The sequence below is a fragment of the Hoyosella subflava DQS3-9A1 genome (assembly GCF_000214175.1).
GTDB classification, from domain to species: domain Bacteria; phylum Actinomycetota; class Actinomycetes; order Mycobacteriales; family Mycobacteriaceae; genus Hoyosella; species Hoyosella subflava.
Genome location: NC_015564.1, coordinates 307,346 through 323,178, shown reverse-complemented (window position 1 = coordinate 323,178; position 15,833 = coordinate 307,346). Strand labels below are relative to the sequence as shown.

Below are 15,833 nucleotides of genomic sequence, written 5' to 3'. Positions count from 1 at the left end.
CGATCCCTTCATCCGGGCATGAAGCTACCCCGGGGCAACTGGTTGCCAGCAGGGTCGGGGCCAAGACTATCCTTGACCCGGACTGACACACGAGCGAAGCGAGGACGCGTGGAATTCGACGTCACGATCGAGATCCCGAGGGGACAGCGCAACAAGTACGAGGTCGATCACGAGACGGGACGGGTTCGTCTCGACCGGTATCTGTTCACCTCAATGCAGTATCCGGCGGATTACGGGTACATCGAAGACACCCTTGGCGGCGATGGCGACCCGCTAGATGCCCTAGTTCTGCTGCCCGAGCCTGTATACCCCGGCGTCATCGTAGAAGCTCGCCCGGTTGCGATGTTCAAGATGCGCGACGAAGCCGGTGATGACGAAAAAGTACTGTGCGTACCGGTAGACCCGCGCTGGGACCACATCAAGGACCTTGGCGACGTGCCCCAGCACAATCTTGATGAGATCAAGCACTTCTTTGAGCGGTACAAGGACCTCGAGCCTGGCAAAGAGGTTCACGCGGCGGACTGGGTTGGCCGCGAGGAAGCCGAGGCGGAGATTCGCCGGTCCATCGAGCGATGCACGCAAAACGGCCACTGACCGTCAAGTTGGTACTCGCATAGGCCGTGACGCCCACCTCCGCGCGACAGCGCACTCTCGCAGCGTCCGTTTGTCGCGCGGAGGTGGGCGAACGGCACTTGTGTCCCCGCCTCTGCGCGGCTTGGGCTGACTGCTACTCGATGGGGGGGTTCAACTGAGATCTGCCTACGATGGCATGGTCAAGCGCCCACCGTTCAAATACTGCTTGGTACTTCCCCGTCACGATGACGGTGTTGAGAGCCTCCTGGACGATGCGCCCCAGCGAGTTGCCCTTCTCCGTTATCGCGGAGACTAGGGCCGGTTCTGTCCCCAACCCTGGCACTCGGCCCACGATCTTCGTGCGCGCGGTCGTCACCGCTTCAAAATTTAGTATCGACATAGGGCCGAACGTCACGTCGATCTCGTCAGATTCAAGCGCGTCATAGTACTCACGGCCATCGACGTAATTCTTGAACTCGGCCGTGCGCATTCCCTTCGCGAGGTTCTCGTCGTTCCAGCTGTGGAGAATCTCTTCGCTTCGCGTTCCCTCACCGACACCTATGCGCAATCCTGCAATGTCTTCCGGCCGGCCAATGGATTCGGTGCTCGAGCCGGCTAGAGCCGCGAACGCCTGATCTTCCCGCTGGTAGGTGACCATGTCGAACCGAGCGATACGACTGCCGGTTGCCGCGATGTTGCCGAAACCAACGTGGTAGCGGCCCTCGTCCACGCCCTCGAAAACGTCGCTCCAGCCCGTCGTACGCAATTCCAGCTGGAGGTCGAGGACGTCAGCCACTAACTGAGCGAGATCCGGCTCGACACCGATCATGGTCATCGCGTCGTCAGCGCGAAACGACAGCGGTGGCGTATTGCCGGTGGTCGCCACCACGAGTTTTCCCCCATCGCGAATCTCCGGTGGTACACGCTCAGCGATCGCAGCGACAGATTCAGCGCGTATGCGCTGCTGCTCGGGACTCGTATTCACCACGAACAGCTCGCTGGGCTGAGAAGCGCCGGTGGGCGACGGCCCGCGGGCACAACCGGCGAGCAATGTGGCTAAGGCTGTGACCGTGACGATAACCGCGACAAGGACGCCACGCGACGTCACGCCACCTGCAGCGCTCACCACTTAGCCCCCTCGTTCCTGACATTGCGCCCACTCTCCCAACTAGGTTAGCGGCTTCAACTCGCGCCGAGGCCCTCAGCACCAGAAGGCACGAAACGGGCGAACGTGATTCATGTCGCAATTACGCGTCAAATCGTCAAATTTGCGGGAGTGTCCAATTGTTTACTAAACCCGCAAAACGGTATGGTAACTCGGTGCCAAAATCGCTAAACCTGTCGGAGTCGTCGCTGACCAGCGCCGACTTTCTCATCGCTTGCCTCCATAGAGTCGTGCGCGAGAACGTCGAACGCCCCTTGACTGACGCGGGTTTCAGCTTGAGGACGCACTGGATCTTGAGCTGCCTCTCGCACCAGCCACTCTCGCAGCAGCAGGTGTGCAATGCGCTCGCGATCGACCGAAGCGACATGGTCCGCATCGTCGACGAACTTGAGCAACGTGGGCTCCTCACGCGAGCCCGCGACAAGAAGGACCGCCGCAAACACACCCTCACGCTGACGGAGTCCGGACAGGCCGCCTACGAGCAAAGCGGCGCGATAGTCGAGTCGGCCATCGATTCAGTGTTTCGCGCCCTGACTAAGAAAGAGAAGCAGACATTCCATCGTCTGGCGCTGAAAGTGCTAGCGCCGGAAGATGCTTCCTCCGATGACGCTGCACAAGCAGAGGCAAAGCGATGACGTTCACACTCTCTTCCGGCACCGCCACCACGGCGAGCGGCAACGAACTCGACGAACGAGCGGGGACGCCCGCGCTGTCTAACGCGATTAAGCCTGCCAGCCAGCGCATGCTGCGGCGGTCACGCTACGCACCCGAACCGCGCACCCTTCTCGATATCGTGCAGACGACGGCAGCTCAGTACCCTGACGCACCGGCCCTAGACTCCGGCGTTGTCGTCCTGACTTATAGCGAATTGTTGGCCGCCGCATTCGAACAAGCCGATGAACTGCAACGCCAGGGCGTCCGATCCGGTGACCGGGTGGGCCTTCGAATGTCCTCCGGCACTAGCGAACTCTACGTCAGCATCCTGGCGATCCTCGCTGCAGGCGCCGCGTATGTTCCTGTCGACGCGGATGATCCAGCGGAACGCGCGGAATTGGTCTTCGGAGAAGCTGCTGTCACGGCAGTCCTCACAGACGCCGGGCTCTCCGCGCCGCTGGTGGTACCGGAGACCACCACACCGGTCGTGCCACGTTCCTTGCCGCAGCCCAGCGATGATGCCTGGATCATCTTCACGTCAGGTTCAACAGGGGTGCCTAAAGGCGTAGCCGTCAGTCACCGCAGCGCCGCTGCATTCGCGGATGCCGAAGCGAGGCTGTTCCTCCAGAAGGAGCCGCTCGGACCTGGGGACCGAGTGCTGGCGGGTCTTTCCGTCGCGTTCGATGCCTCCTGCGAAGAAATCTGGCTAGCGTGGCGCAGCGGAGCGTGCCTGGTACCCGCCCCGCGCACACTGGTCCGCAGCGGCGCCGATCTTGGGCCGTGGCTAGTTGAGCGCGGCGTCACTGTGGTGTCGACTGTGCCCACCCTTGCCGCGTTGTGGCCGGCCGAGTCACTGGACTCGGTGCGGCTGCTTATTTTCGGCGGTGAGGCCTGCCCGCCGGAGCTTGTCACCCGCCTCGCCAGTGCTCGGCGCGAAATGTGGAATACGTACGGGCCGACCGAGACCACCGTGGTCGCGTGCGCAGCACCACTGCTTCCCGGTAAGGCAGTCCGGATCGGTGTGCCGCTGGATGGCTGGGACCTCGCCGTGATCGGCACGGATGGATCGCCTGTTGGCGTCGGCGGCACCGGTGAACTCGTCATCGGCGGTGTGGGGCTCGCCCGCTACCTCGACCCAGAGAAAGATCAGGCCAAGTACGCTCCGCTCCCCGAACTCGGCTGGGCGCGCGCGTATCGCAGCGGTGATCTCGTCAGGTTTGACCCCGAAGGACTCGCCTTCATCGGCCGGGCTGATGATCAGGTCAAGATCGGCGGGCGCCGCGTAGAGCTAGGTGAGATCGACGCACTCCTACAGGCGCTGCCCGGTGTGATCGCAGCCGCAGCCACGATTCAGCGAACCGGGACAGCCGCACCGGTTCTCGTCGGTTACATCACGACCGGTGGTGCGGACTTCGATGCGGCTGCCGCGCGTGCAGAGCTCGCACACCACCTTCCTGCCGCGCTGGTTCCCCGGCTCGCTGCACTCCCCGAACTGCCGATTCGCACGTCAGGGAAGGTAGATCGTGCAGCCTTACCGTGGCCATTGCCACAGGACAAGCGCAGTCACAGCGTCTCTCTGACCGCGACGGAGGCTTGGGTCGCGGAAATCTGGTCCGACGTGCTGGGCGCCGAGGTCACTGATAGCGGGGCCGACTTTTTTGACCTCGGCGGAAGTTCCCTCACCGCCGCTCAGCTCGTCTCCCGGCTCCGGGAACGGCACGGGGGCATGACTGTCGCGCAACTATACGAAAACCATCGCCTCGGTGCGCTTGCAGCCCACATAGATGGCGCCCAGCCAGTTGACGATGCAGCGCGCCGCATTGTCCGGCCACAGTCACGGGCAAGCCAGTTCGCTCAAACCGCGCTACTCGCTGTGCCATTGAGCATTACCGGTATCCAGTGGGCAACCTGGGCTGCGGTGGTGTCCAGCCTCGGCGCCCGATTCACGTCTGTCAACTGGCTCCCCGCTGTTTCCTGGCCGGTACTCGCCGTGCTGATGCTGATATTCCTCACGCCACCCGGTCGAATCGCATTGACGGCTAGTTTAGCCCGCCTGCTGCTTGCTGACATCGAGCCGGGGACGTACCCGCGAGGCGGTTCGGTACATCTGAGGATCTGGCTGGCCGAACGGATCGCGGAGGCAGCCGGTGCGACAGGAATGTCCTGTGCCCCCTGGATGACCTGGTACGCGCGCGCACTTGGCGCGAGAATCGGGAAACGAGTCAGTCTGCATACCATCCCGCCCGTAACCGGCCTGCTGAGCGTGGGTAACGGCTGCGCCATCGAGCCAGAAACCGATATTTCCGGCCATTGGGTCGACGGTGATCATGTGCATGTCGGCCGCATCACGCTCGGTGCGCGCGCGGCAATCGGCGCACGTTCAGTCCTCTTTCCAGGGGCAGCCGTCGGCAAAGGCTCAAAGGTCGAGCCTGGATCCGCGGTCTCCGGGCGCATTCCGGCTGGCGAATGCTGGGCCGGTTCACCCGCAGCGCCTATCGGAAACGCGGTGCAATGGTGGCCGAACAACTCACCTCCGCCGGGCCGCAAGTGGGTGCCGATTTATGGCCTCACTGCTGTGGGCCTCGCATCGCTGCCGTTCCTTTCGCTGGTTCCGGCGTTAACTGTCCTGGCAGCGCTGCTCAAGCACACGTCCTCACCTGAAAGCGCGGTCGGTCCATTCCTGTTGTGGCTGCCGGGTGCGGCGCTCCTCAGCATGCTGACATTCGCGGCTCTCACGGTGCTCGCGATGCGCCTGTTCGCGATCGGACTGAGCCCCGGCACGTACCCGGTCCGCAGCCGTAACGGCTGGCAGGCCTGGTCGTCGGAACGGCTCGCCGATGCGGCACGCACCTTCCTCTTCCCGCTGTACGCCAGCACCTTTACACCGACTTGGCTGCGCTTGCTCGGAGCGAAAGTGGGACGAAACGTCGAGGCGTCGACGGTACTGCTGCTACCTAAGTTCACGACGATCGCCGACGGAGCATTCCTGGCCGACGACACGCTCGTAGCGGGCTACGAACTCGGAAACGGATGGGTCCATATCGGGCCCGCAAAGGTCGGCAAACGAGCATTCCTCGGTAATTCAGGAATGACGGGGCCGGGCCGTAAAGTACCCAAAAACGGGCTGGTCGCGGTCCTGTCAGCCACGCCCGAAAAAGCCAAGAACGGGTCATCCTGGCTGGGCAGCCCGCCGGTCAAGCTGCGTCGCCGCAAAGCAGCCACCAAAACGGAACGGCGGACGTTCGCGCCGCCTCGACGTCTGCGGGCTTTGCGCACCTTGGTCGAACTCGGACGGGCTATCCCGGTGATCCTCACTTTCAGCTTCGGCGCCTCACTGATCGGCGGGATCATCGCAATAACTGTGGCGAGTGGCTTTCTGACAGCGAGTCTGGTCAGTGGACTCCTCGCGCTCACAGCGGCGGTTCTGGCTGCGGTTCTCACCGCGGCGGCAAAGTGGTTGTGCGTGGGACGTGTCCAGCCTCATGAGACACCCCTGTGGAGCGGCTTCGTGTGGCGAAATGAGCTGGCCGACACGTTCACTGAAATGCTCGCAGCACCCTGGTACGCGCGAATCTGTAGTGGATCACCGGCATTGAACGTCTGGCTGCGTGCAATGGGCGCGAGGATCGGCCGTGGAGCCTGGTGCGAGACGTACTGGCTGCCCGAGGCGGACCTCGTAGAGGTAGGTGAGGGTGCGACCGTCAACCGTGGCTCTGTTGTGCAAACCCACCTGTTCCATGACAGGGTCATGAGTGTGGGACGCGTCGAAATCGGCGCTGGTGCCACACTGGGATCACACAGTGTGGTCCTGCCCGCGTCTGTGATCGGTGATGGCGCCACCCTCGGGCCAGCATCGCTGCTGATGCGTGGGGACAGCGTTCCACCGAACACCCGCTGGCAAGGTAATCCCATTACACCGTGGGCGACCACGGGACCCTGAATACAGCCTTGTTGCCTCACCTTAGAAAGGACGTCGACGTGGCCCGCCCCCTTGCTCGTAGCGCGGCATCGAGCAGCCCGACCTCCGTCGTCGACGCATACCTGCCTGCCAGCGGAAATACCGGGTACCGCGTATCCCGGTACGACCTTGACCTCAACTACCGGGTATCAACCAACCGTCTCGAGGCGACGACGACTATCACCGCGGTAAGCACCGAGGGCCTCGCGCGCTACAGCCTTGACCTGGCGCCTTCGTTGCGAGTGTCGAAGGTTCGTGTGAACGGCGCGGCTCCGGGCAAGTTCTCCCACAAAGACGGAAAGCTGCGCATTACGCCCCGCAGTCCGGTTCCTGCTGGCGCACCTATGGTGACCGAGGTGAAGTACTCGGGCCGACCTCGTCCGGTCTCCAACCAGTTCGGCACTATCGGCTGGGAGGAACTCACCGACGGCGTGCTCACTGCTAACCAGCCCAATGGCGCACCAACCTGGTTTCCCTGCAATGATCATCCGAGCGCCAAGGCGAGTTACCGGATCAGCGTCACCACCGAATCGACCTATGCGGCACTGTCAAATGGGCTGCTTCGCAGCCGGAAGACACATGCTGGGACAACGACGTGGGTGTATGAGCAGCCAGAACCAATGTCGACGTACCTAGCGACCATCCAGATCGGTTCCTACACGCTGCACGATGTGTCGCCTTCGCCGGTGCGGTTGCGGGCCGCGGTGCCACCGGCCTTGCGGAGCAACTTCGACAATGATTTCGCCCGCCAGCGGCGCATGCTGAAGGTCTTCACCAAGCTTTTCGGTCCCTATCCTTTCAGCGGTGGCTACTCAATCGTCGTCACCGAGGATCCGTTGGAGATTCCTCTGGAAGCTCAGTGCGTGTCCGTTTTCGGGGCCAATCACTGTGACGGCAAGCGCCGGTCGGAGCGGCTGATTGCGCACGAACTCGCGCACCAATGGTTCGGCAACAGCGTGACTGCTGCTCAGTGGTCCGATATCTGGCTCCACGAGGGGTTCGCGTGTTACGCGGAATGGTTGTGGTCCGAATCCAGCGATGGCCCCACCGCAAAAGAATGGGCTCGGCACTACTGGGAGAAACTGAAGAAGGAACCTCAGGATCTGCTGCTGGCGGACCCTGGTCCTAAGCGCATGTTCGATGATCGCGTGTACAAGCGCGGTGCGCTGACACTGCACGCCTTGCGGACCAGGATCGGCGACGACGCTTTTTTCGCGTTGCTGCAGGATTGGGCGAGCAGGTATCGGCATTCCATTGCCACCACAGACGATTTCACCGGCCTCGCCGCGCTGTACACCAGCCAGTCTCTGCTGGACTTATGGAACGACTGGCTCATGTCGAAGCCCTTGCCCGACTTGCCTTGAGCGACTGCGCGGGGGCGATCCGTGACCCGAACACCACCAGTACTAGACAGAGCGCGGCGATAACGCCACCCCCGAGGAACATAACCGGGTAGCTCACCACACGCACACCGAGCGCCATCATTGCCGGGACAGCAAAACCGAGATAGCTGAGCGAATAGAACACGGCATTCAGGCCAGCCAGGTCATCCGGCGTCGCAATGCGCTGCACCTCGAGCAGGCCAGAAACAAGCGCCATGCCGTAGCCGGCGCCGAGGAGACAGGCTGCGAGTAGCACAAGGGGCACACTGAGTGTCGCCGCAGCAAGCGCGGCGAACGGCATCGCGATGACGAGCAGGATAAAGGCGGTGATGACGCCTCTCGCCGTGCCTGGGCGATCGATCCTCCTTCCCAGCGCCTGGATGCCGAACCCGCACCCGAGCGCGAGAAGGCACAGCAGTGCCGCAAACGCGATTGGCGCGCCCGCACTATGTTCAGTCATGAGATTCGGCAGCACTGCGTACGCGGAAGCGGCCGCTCCGAACACCCACGGTGCCAGCGGCACGATCAGCAACCAGAACCTCCGGTGACCCGCTGAGGGGATCTTCAGGTCGGCATGCAGCGGCGCCTTCCGAATGTGGTCGGGGATGCCAGACCGCGTTTCTGGGACTGCGAGCAGCGGGATAAAAGCGGCCGCGGTAATCGCGATGTGAACGAGATATGCCGTGACGCTAGGCCACGGTCCCCACTGTGCGAGCGCGCCCGCTGCCCCAGCGCCAAGCGCGAAGCCCGCCGTGAGTGACATCGCGACACGGCGCGGGCCTGCGCTTGCGTACGCTTTTCGGTCATACGGAGCCCGTGACAGTTCCGTCAGCCAGCTTCCACCGACCGCCATCGCAAGACCGATCGAGATGCCTGACAGCACACGGCCCCCGAATAACACGGCAGCGTGGCTCGAGCCTGCAGCGAGAACAGCCGAACCCGCGATCGCGAAAAGCGGCGCCGGCAACATCAGCACGCGACGGCCGAACCGGTCCGACAACGGTCCGCCTAACAGCAGACCGGGCACGATTCCCAGCACATAGGCGAAGAGCAGCACATCGACCACGAAATCGGAAAAGCCGTGGTCGAGACGGTACATCGTCAGCAACGGCGTAAATTCGTTGCCGCCCCATGCCACGGCGAAGATCGAGGCCGCGACTACCGCCCAGGGATAACGTTTAGCCACGATTCACCCACCGGATGTCCGGTCGGGGCCGGTCGGTAAGGCGGTGCACCTGGCGCATGTGCCCCCACACTGCCTCGGCGTACGCCTCGACATCACCGCGCTCGACTAGGTCGATCAAGGCCTGGTGGTCCTCGAGAATTCTTGGGCTAGTGGCCGCGTCGCGGGCGATAGATTGTGCCGACATCCTGCGCTGGCGGTCACGCAACGTCGAGTAGAAGCTAACGAGCAGGCGGTTCCGGCACGCTCCGACGATAGTTGCGTGAAAATTCGCGTCCTCAGCGACAAACTCGCCCACGTCCCCGCGAGCGCGAAGGTCGGACAGACGTTTGAGCGACTCACGCAATGACCCCACGACGCGCTCACGCGCGTCACTATCGTCGGCGAGGACCCTCATCGCGTGCACCTCGGTCAGGTACCGCGCCTCGACCAGTTCCTCCGCCTCACCTTCAGCGATCGGGACAATGAGCGCGCCTCGCTTCGGGTAGAGCCGCATCCATCCCTCGGCCTCGAGCCGAAGAAACCCTTCGCGGACGGGCGTGCGCGAAACTCCAAGTTCAGACGCTATTTCGCCTTCGCTCAGCAGCTCACCACCAGCGAGCGCTCCGTCGAGGATCCGCTCCTTGACATGCGCGTACACACGATCTGCCGATGAGTGCTTCTTAGACACAAGATGTATTTATACCAGATTGATTTACGCGGCGCTCAGTCATGATCTTGGGACTAGGCTGCCAAGTACAGCGATGAAGTAGCTGTGATCGTCCACGCAAAGGAGCAGCAATGCTAGGACTCGGCATAATCGGATGGATCATCATCGGTGGGCTCGCTGGCTGGATCGCCAGCAAATTCATGGGGACCGACGACAAGCAGGGTATTCCGCTCAACATTCTCGTCGGTGTCGTCGGTGGTCTCATCGGCGGTTTTCTGCTGACACTCGTCGGAGTTGATGTCGGCAGCGGCGGCTGGTTCTTCAGCTTCCTTACCTGCCTTTTCGGCGCAGTCATTCTGCTGTGGGCAGTCAACAAGATCCGCAGTTAGCGCAGCGCGTACAGCGCACCACAGCGAAGAACCCCAAGTCATGACATGACCTGGGGTTCTTCTGATTTCGGCGGGGAACGCGCCGTCAGTGTCAGCCGGCCGTCGGCGGCTGATCGACGAGTTGCGCGAGGTACAGCTGCTCGCCGAGCTTGTCCATCAGTTCGATCTGCGTTTCCAGATAGTCAATGTGTTGCTCCTCGTCATCAAGAATCTTCTCGAACAGATTCGCGCTGACCGCATCACCCTTCTCACGGAAGAACGGCACACCATTCCGCAAGCGCTCTAGCACCTCGAGCTCAATCGCGAGATCTGACTGAAACTGTTCGCGGATCGTCTGCCCAATCTGGATGGCGGATAACCGCTGGTAATTCGGCAACCCGCCGAGCAACAGAATGCGGTCAGTGAGCCACTCGGCGTGGTGCATCTCCTCAATCGATTCCGACCGCGTATGCTCCGCGAGCTTGGTAAATCCCCAGCTAGCCTGCATCTTCGCATGTAGAAAGTACTGGTTGATCGCCGTGAGTTCGCTGGTCAGCTGCTCGTTCAATAGGGAGATAACCTCGTCGTCACCACGCATTTGGGCCCTCCGATCGTTGTTGATCAGACTTTACCGCTGCGTGATAGGCGTCACAACAAAACCAGTCATGCCGTGTTTGGCAGGTTCTCCACGGATGTCGATTTCAGGCGATGCTCCAGAAGGAGCTTGGCAAGCCGCTTCCTACAGCAACCACATCCTGCACCTTTGCCCGCACCGCACCGGTCGCCGATCTCCCGGACGGTGCGCGCACCCGCCAGGATTGTGGCCTCGACCTGCTCTCGCGGCACGGCGGCGCAGATGCATGCGTACAAAGCGTAACCCCTTAGCCCGAGTAGTTTAGGTAAGGCTTAGTACACCAGAATTCTCGCTACGAGGCAAGGTGTTCGAAGGACTCAAGAGCGGGCAATCGCTGCGACATCCATCACAAAAAACCCCAGGCCATGAGATGACCTGGGGTTTGCGCTGAGCCGCCTAGGGGAATCGAACCCCTGACCTTTTCATTACGAGTGAAGCGCTCTACCGACTGAGCTAAGGCGGCAACACTCTTCGCGCTGCCGTGGCAACGCATGAGCGATACGCAGTCTAGCGGGCCTAGTGCGCGTTTGAAAAACCACCCGGTCAAGCAGCCCTCATCTGCGCGCTCAACTCGGCCAGCATCGCGGTGATCGCGAGCTCGGGCTTGACGTTCGTGTCAAGTGCTTCCCGGCATTCGAGGATCGCATCGATGCTGCGCAGCAGCGCTTCAGGGCGACAGTCCCGTGCGATCTGCTGCGCGGTGTCAGCGACGTCTGGGTGCGTGGCGGGCACGCTCGCATCGAACGAGAAGGCGAGCGCGTCACGGTAAAGACCCGCCAGATCCATCAAGGCCCGGTCGAATGCGTCGCGCGCGGTTCGGGTGGCACGCGACTTCTGCCGACGCTCAAGTTCCTTGAGTGCTCCCGCGGCGCCACGGAGTGCCCCTGCAGTCCCCCTGCCGGTCCCACCAGCGCCGAGGGCGGTTTTCAACTCCTCCGTTTCCTTCTCGTTGAGTTCCGCACCCACCGTCTTCGCATCATCGGACGCAGTAGCGAGGATCTCGTCGGCAGCGTTGATCGCGGCTGCCGGACGTGACGCCTCTCGGGCAATCGCCAGGACCTTCGCACGCCGCTCCCGGGCCAGCGGATCGGTCGCGAGACGGCGGGCCCGGCCGACGTGGCCCCCACACACGGATGCAGCCCATCGGGCAGTCTCCGCGTCGAGCCCGTCCCGTTCACGGAGAACCGCTTCGATCGCCTCCGCGCCCGGGGTACGGAGAACCACCAGGCGGCAGCGTGACCGGAGCGTCACGGCGATGTCTTGAGGATCGGGAGACGGCGCGCACAGCAGGAAAACAGTGTGCGTGGGCGGTTCTTCCACGACTTTGAGCAGCGCGTTGGCCGCCCCCTCCGTTAGCCGGTCCGCGTCTTCGATGATGACAACTTGCCATCGGCCGACGCTGGGACGCCGCGAGGCGATTTGCACGATGTTGCGCATTTCAGACACCGCGATACTCAAACCCTCAGGAATTACTCGGCGAACGTCTGCGTGAGAACCGTGCATCACCGACGCGCACGCTGCGCAACCTCCACAACCGGGCAGGCCAGGCTGCGTGCACTGGAGCGCGGCTGCAAAGCTCTGGGCCGCCACCGATCTCCCGGACCCGGGCGGGCCGGTGAACAGCCAGGCGTGAGTCATGCCTGACAGTGAACCCGCCCCCCGCGCGGCCTCAGCTGCGGAGATCAGTTCGGTTACCACGTCTTCCTGACCTACCAGACCGCTGAACACATTCGCCACGACTTTGAGGTTAGCGCTGGTTGCGCGAAGAGGTCGCGTTGGTTGCCCACGATAGGCGAAGATCATGTCATGGGATTCCGGGACAGAGCGCGCGCTGCAGCCGCGTCATTCCCCCCATTGCTCACCGGGTCATTCACCCGCCCGTGGCCGCTCTATGTGCTCGGCATTCAGATCGCGAACGTGGCGGGCGCCGCATTTGTGTTCGGTTTCCTGCAGTACCTGCTTCCCGGCGACGACGCGATCCGCATCGGCGACGAAGTGGAATTCGACCAAATCAAGGCCTTCCTGGGCTATCTTGCGATGACCGGGTTCCTGGCCAGTGGCGTCGCTTGGCTGCTTGCACGCCCAGTGATCGTCTGGCAAGCCGCGCCTCAAACTGGCGCGAATGGACATGCGGCGCGAAATCGCGCGCTACGGATCCCCCTATTGCTGGCGTGGGCGCTCGCGGCCTTCTGGACGATCGGCGGCATCATCTTCGTGGTGTCCACCGCCGACTCGGTGCAGTTCGCCGTCATCACGTCGCTCACGGTTGCGATTGGTGCAGGCACGGCGTGCGCAATTGGGTATCTCTTTGCTGAACGCGTATTGCGGCCAGTTCACGCCGACGCTATCGCGTCGGGCGATGCGAGCCTGCGTAAGCCGCCCAGTGTGTCCTCGCGCCTTCGCGTTGGCTGGTCGGTGACGGTCCTGGTGCCCGTTTCAGGAATTGTGGTGGTAGCGGCCGCCGCGCTCACTGGGAGTCTCAGATCGTCAGCCGAGGCGGTCCTATCCTCGATCCTGATCCTCAGCGCCGGGCTGCTCGTCGGCAGCTTCGCGGTCACCAAGCTCACCGCGGGAGCGATCTCAGATCCCATCAACCAGCTGCGCGCCGCACTCAAACGAGTGCAAGCGGGCGATTACAGCACGCCTGTCCATATCTACGACGCCACGGAACTCGGGCAACTTCAAGCCGGGTTCAACGAGATGGTGACAGCGATCGAAGAACGTGAAGAGTTGCGGGATCTGTTCGGGCGGTATGTGGGGATTGACGTCGCCCGTCGCGCACTGAGGGACGGCGTCGCGCTTGGCGGCGAGGAACGTTTCGTCGCTGTACTTTTCGTCGATCTCACGGGTTCGACGAACCTCGCGATGCAGCAGCCTCCAGCGAAGATCGTCACGCTTCTCAACAACTTCTTCCACGAAGTGGTCGAGGCAGTCGACCGGCATGACGGCCTCGTCAACAAATTCCTGGGCGATGCAGCGATGGCGGTTTTTGGTGCACCACTGGAACATTCGGACCCTGCGGGTGCGGCGCTCGCGGCCGCGCGAGAACTCGCGCAACGCCTCCCGTACATCTTGCGCACCGACCCCGGTGGCGCCGCAGTCGGTTTCGGTATCGGAGTCGCGGCGGGCAGCACGGTTGCGGGCAATGTCGGAGCAGCCCACCGCCTTGAATACACCGTCATTGGCGACCCGGTAAATGAGGCTGCGCGCATCACTGAGCTGGCCAAGGATGAACCTGGCTGCGTTCTTGCCTCTGGCACGTCGGTCTCCCGTGCGCATCCCGACGAGGCTCAGCGCTGGCAGATCGTCCGGTCCGAGGTGCTCAGAGGCCGGGGCGTACCCACTCCTGTAGCAGCGCCGACCGCGACTCTTAAACAGTCATAAACAGGCGCAACAGGTCACATAACCACTAGGTTTCACCTGGATTCCACAGAGTCTCGACTCCAGCACGGCGCTTCGACTGTGATAACCCCTGCAAAAGTTCCCTCCTTGTGACACTTGACACACCACATAAACGGGCGTAAAACAGATATATACACACACGAACGGCAGGACGACCACATGTTTGCGGAAGAGCGACACCAACGCATCGTCGAACTCACCCGAACCAACGGGCGAGTTGACGCCAGCGAGCTTGCGAGCACTTTCGGCGTCTCCATTGAGACGATCCGGCGAGACCTCGCCACGCTCGAGCGCCACGGCCTCATCAAGAAGGTCCACGGCGGCGCAATGCCTCTCGATTACCTCGGCGGCGAACCGGCGCTCGCAGTACGCGACACGGTCATGACCGGAGAGAAGGAACGCATCGTCAAAACCGCCTTCGCAGAAATCCCCAACGAAGGCTCCGTCCTCATTGATGCCGGCACGACAACGTCACGACTAGCCGAGATCTGGCCGAGCGACCGTGACCTTACGGTTGTCACCAATGCACTGCCTATCGCCAGCGCGCTCGCCTTCCGGCCGCGCACCACAGTGCTGATGACCGGTGGAAAAGTGCGCGGGAAAACACTCGCGACTGTCGACGACTGGGCACTGCAAGCACTCGCAAGCACGTACGTTGACGTTGCCTTCATCGGCGCCAACGGAATCTCCGCGGAGCGCGGGCTGACCACTCCCGACATCGGTGAAGCGGCCGCAAAGCGCGCAATGATCAGCGCCGCGCGCCGGGTTGTCGTCCTTGCTGATCACACGAAGTTCGGCAACGACTGCCTCTCCCGATTCGCCGACCTCTCCTCAGTCGACCTCATCATCACCGACACCGGCCTCGACCACAGAATCGCCACCGAGATCGAAGCCGCCGGCCCGAAGGTAGTTCGCGCATGATCATCACCATCACCGCAAACCCCAGCCTCGACCGCACCGTCGAAGTAGCTGTGCTGCAGCGCGGAGAAGTCCAGCGCGTAACCAACACTCACGTCCATGCCGGAGGCAAGGGTGTGAACATTTCACGCGCCCTCGTCACCCACGGCACTGAAACTGCGGCGGTCCTCTTTGTGGGCGGTCCCGCTGGCGACGAACTCGCTTCGCTGCTACGCCGTGAAGCGGTGCCCACCGTTCCCGTCATGATCAGCAGTGACATCCGGAGCAACATCACCATCGCTGAAGCAGACGGCACCACCACCAAGCTCAACGCCGCGGGACCACTCCTTTCAGCTAGCGACATCGACCATCTCGTCACGGCTGCCACGAGTGTCATCAATTCCGGCGCCGACTGGATCGCTGGATGTGGCAGCCTCCCCCCAGGCGCACCGACCGACTTCTACGCACAGCTCATCGAACACGCCCACCAGCACGGAGCCCAGGTGGCAATCGACTCCAGCGGCAAAGCGCTCGAAGCGAGCCTCTCCGCTGGACCTGACGTCATCAAGCCGAACCTCGAGGAGCTTGCTGAATGCGCTCGCCGCGACATCACCACCATTGGTGATGCCATCGAAGCGGCCCACGTTCTCCGGGCACGCGGGGCCCGGACCGTCCTCGCCACCCTCGGCGCAGCAGGTGTCCTGCTCGTCGACGACACAGAGGAACTGCACGCGGCAGCAGAACTGCCCGGCCCAGTGCTCAGCACCGTCGGAGCAGGAGACGCCACCCTCGCCGGGTTCCTGGCGGGTGGCGCGGTGGGCGCAGAAGCGCTCCGTGAAGCCGTCGCATGGGGCACCACCGCAGTGACGCTGCCAGGAACCCGCATGCCCACACCCGAAGACCTCACACAGGTCACAGTCACCATCACCCAACCGAAGCACGGCACCGTGCTCACAGAGCGGAGCTAA

14 protein-coding genes and 1 tRNA gene are annotated in these 15,833 nt (G+C 62.7%); 8 read left to right on the top strand and 7 right to left on the bottom strand.

Translation table 11 applies throughout. The features are described 5' to 3' along the window. Nucleotides 1–108 precede the first annotated feature (108 nt). The gene (locus AS9A_RS01500) at nucleotides 109–594 is read left to right on the top strand and encodes an inorganic diphosphatase (protein WP_013805117.1); all 486 of its coding nucleotides are present in this window, start codon (nucleotides 109–111) and stop codon (nucleotides 592–594) included. A gap of 133 nt (nucleotides 595–727) precedes the next feature. On the opposite strand, the gene AS9A_RS01495 is transcribed toward AS9A_RS01500, so the two are convergent. After that, nucleotides 728–1,699, bottom strand: coding sequence for a transporter substrate-binding domain-containing protein (locus AS9A_RS01495; protein ID WP_158307337.1), 972 nt, complete (start codon nucleotides 1,697–1,699; stop codon nucleotides 728–730). Between the two features lie 194 nt (nucleotides 1,700–1,893). On the opposite strand from AS9A_RS01495, the gene AS9A_RS01490 reads away from it, so the two are divergent. The 3 genes from AS9A_RS01490 to AS9A_RS01480 all read left to right on the top strand — a co-directional run bounded on the left by AS9A_RS01490 (nucleotide 1,894) and on the right by AS9A_RS01480 (nucleotide 7,714). Then, on the top strand, nucleotides 1,894–2,373 hold the full coding sequence (locus AS9A_RS01490) for a MarR family winged helix-turn-helix transcriptional regulator (RefSeq protein WP_013805115.1): 480 nt from the start codon (nucleotides 1,894–1,896) through the stop codon (nucleotides 2,371–2,373). Nucleotides 2,374–2,480: 107 nt separating this feature from the next. Next, nucleotides 2,481–6,332, top strand: a complete 3,852-nt coding sequence (locus tag AS9A_RS01485; protein ID WP_148262540.1) for a Pls/PosA family non-ribosomal peptide synthetase — start codon at nucleotides 2,481–2,483, stop codon at nucleotides 6,330–6,332. Between the two features lie 38 nt (nucleotides 6,333–6,370). Continuing rightward, on the top strand, nucleotides 6,371–7,714 hold the full coding sequence (locus tag AS9A_RS01480; RefSeq protein ID WP_013805113.1) for a M1 family metallopeptidase: 1,344 nt from the start codon (nucleotides 6,371–6,373) through the stop codon (nucleotides 7,712–7,714). On the opposite strand, the gene AS9A_RS01475 is transcribed toward AS9A_RS01480, so the two are convergent. Then, entirely contained in the window at nucleotides 7,683–8,918 is a 1,236-nt protein-coding gene (locus tag AS9A_RS01475) for an MFS transporter (RefSeq protein ID WP_013805112.1), read from the bottom strand. The two genes, AS9A_RS01480 and AS9A_RS01475, sit on opposite strands and share 32 nt — an antisense overlap. Next, the gene (locus tag AS9A_RS01470) at nucleotides 8,911–9,585 is read right to left on the bottom strand and encodes a GntR family transcriptional regulator (RefSeq protein WP_041450776.1); all 675 of its coding nucleotides are present in this window, start codon (nucleotides 9,583–9,585) and stop codon (nucleotides 8,911–8,913) included. The genes AS9A_RS01475 and AS9A_RS01470 overlap by 8 nt, the downstream gene beginning before the upstream one ends. Before the next feature lie 110 nt (nucleotides 9,586–9,695). Between AS9A_RS01470 and AS9A_RS01465 the strand changes: the two genes are divergently transcribed. After that, nucleotides 9,696–9,953: a GlsB/YeaQ/YmgE family stress response membrane protein gene (locus tag AS9A_RS01465; RefSeq protein ID WP_013805110.1), complete on the top strand. Its 258-nt coding sequence runs from the start codon at nucleotides 9,696–9,698 to the stop codon at nucleotides 9,951–9,953. 91 nt (nucleotides 9,954–10,044) lie between these two features. Here AS9A_RS01465 and bfr read toward each other — a convergent pair whose 3' ends face one another. From bfr to AS9A_RS01450, 4 genes are all read right to left on the bottom strand, one after another. After that, nucleotides 10,045–10,530, bottom strand: a complete 486-nt coding sequence (gene bfr, locus AS9A_RS01460; RefSeq protein WP_013805109.1) for a bacterioferritin — start codon at nucleotides 10,528–10,530, stop codon at nucleotides 10,045–10,047. 65 nt (nucleotides 10,531–10,595) lie between these two features. Then, on the bottom strand, nucleotides 10,596–10,802 hold the full coding sequence (locus AS9A_RS23075) for a (2Fe-2S)-binding protein (protein ID WP_083826418.1): 207 nt from the start codon (nucleotides 10,800–10,802) through the stop codon (nucleotides 10,596–10,598). A gap of 154 nt (nucleotides 10,803–10,956) precedes the next feature. Further along, nucleotides 10,957–11,029 (bottom strand) — tRNA-Thr (locus AS9A_RS01455). Between the two features lie 80 nt (nucleotides 11,030–11,109). After that, on the bottom strand, nucleotides 11,110–12,303 hold the full coding sequence (locus AS9A_RS01450) for a DNA polymerase III subunit delta' (RefSeq protein ID WP_041451373.1): 1,194 nt from the start codon (nucleotides 12,301–12,303) through the stop codon (nucleotides 11,110–11,112). Nucleotides 12,304–12,372: 69 nt separating this feature from the next. Between AS9A_RS01450 and AS9A_RS01445 the strand changes: the two genes are divergently transcribed. The 3 genes from AS9A_RS01445 to pfkB all read left to right on the top strand — a co-directional run bounded on the left by AS9A_RS01445 (nucleotide 12,373) and on the right by pfkB (nucleotide 15,833). Beyond that, nucleotides 12,373–13,950 carry an adenylate/guanylate cyclase domain-containing protein gene (locus AS9A_RS01445; protein WP_013805106.1) on the top strand — a complete coding sequence of 526 codons (1,578 nt, stop codon included), beginning with the start codon at nucleotides 12,373–12,375 and terminating at the stop codon, nucleotides 13,948–13,950. Nucleotides 13,951–14,127: 177 nt separating this feature from the next. After that, nucleotides 14,128–14,889, top strand: coding sequence for a DeoR/GlpR family DNA-binding transcription regulator (locus tag AS9A_RS01440; RefSeq protein ID WP_013805105.1), 762 nt, complete (start codon nucleotides 14,128–14,130; stop codon nucleotides 14,887–14,889). Next, nucleotides 14,886–15,833, top strand: a complete 948-nt coding sequence (pfkB, locus tag AS9A_RS01435) for a 1-phosphofructokinase (RefSeq protein ID WP_013805104.1) — start codon at nucleotides 14,886–14,888, stop codon at nucleotides 15,831–15,833. Before AS9A_RS01440 ends, pfkB begins: the two co-directional genes overlap by 4 nt.

Excerpts from the sequence above, each read along its gene's own strand:
- AS9A_RS01485 (WP_148262540.1), top strand. The coding sequence starts at position 2,481 with ATGCTGCGGCGGTCACGCTACGCACCCGAACCGCGCACCCTTCTCGAT.
- AS9A_RS01465 (WP_013805110.1), top strand. The coding sequence starts at position 9,696 with ATGCTAGGACTCGGCATAATCGGATGGATCATCATCGGTGGGCTCGCT.
- bfr (WP_013805109.1), bottom strand. The coding sequence starts at position 10,530 with ATGCGTGGTGACGACGAGGTTATCTCCCTATTGAACGAGCAGCTGACC.
- AS9A_RS01445 (WP_013805106.1), top strand. The coding sequence starts at position 12,373 with ATGGGATTCCGGGACAGAGCGCGCGCTGCAGCCGCGTCATTCCCCCCA.
- AS9A_RS01440 (WP_013805105.1), top strand. The coding sequence starts at position 14,128 with ATGTTTGCGGAAGAGCGACACCAACGCATCGTCGAACTCACCCGAACC.
- pfkB (WP_013805104.1), top strand. The coding sequence starts at position 14,886 with ATGATCATCACCATCACCGCAAACCCCAGCCTCGACCGCACCGTCGAA.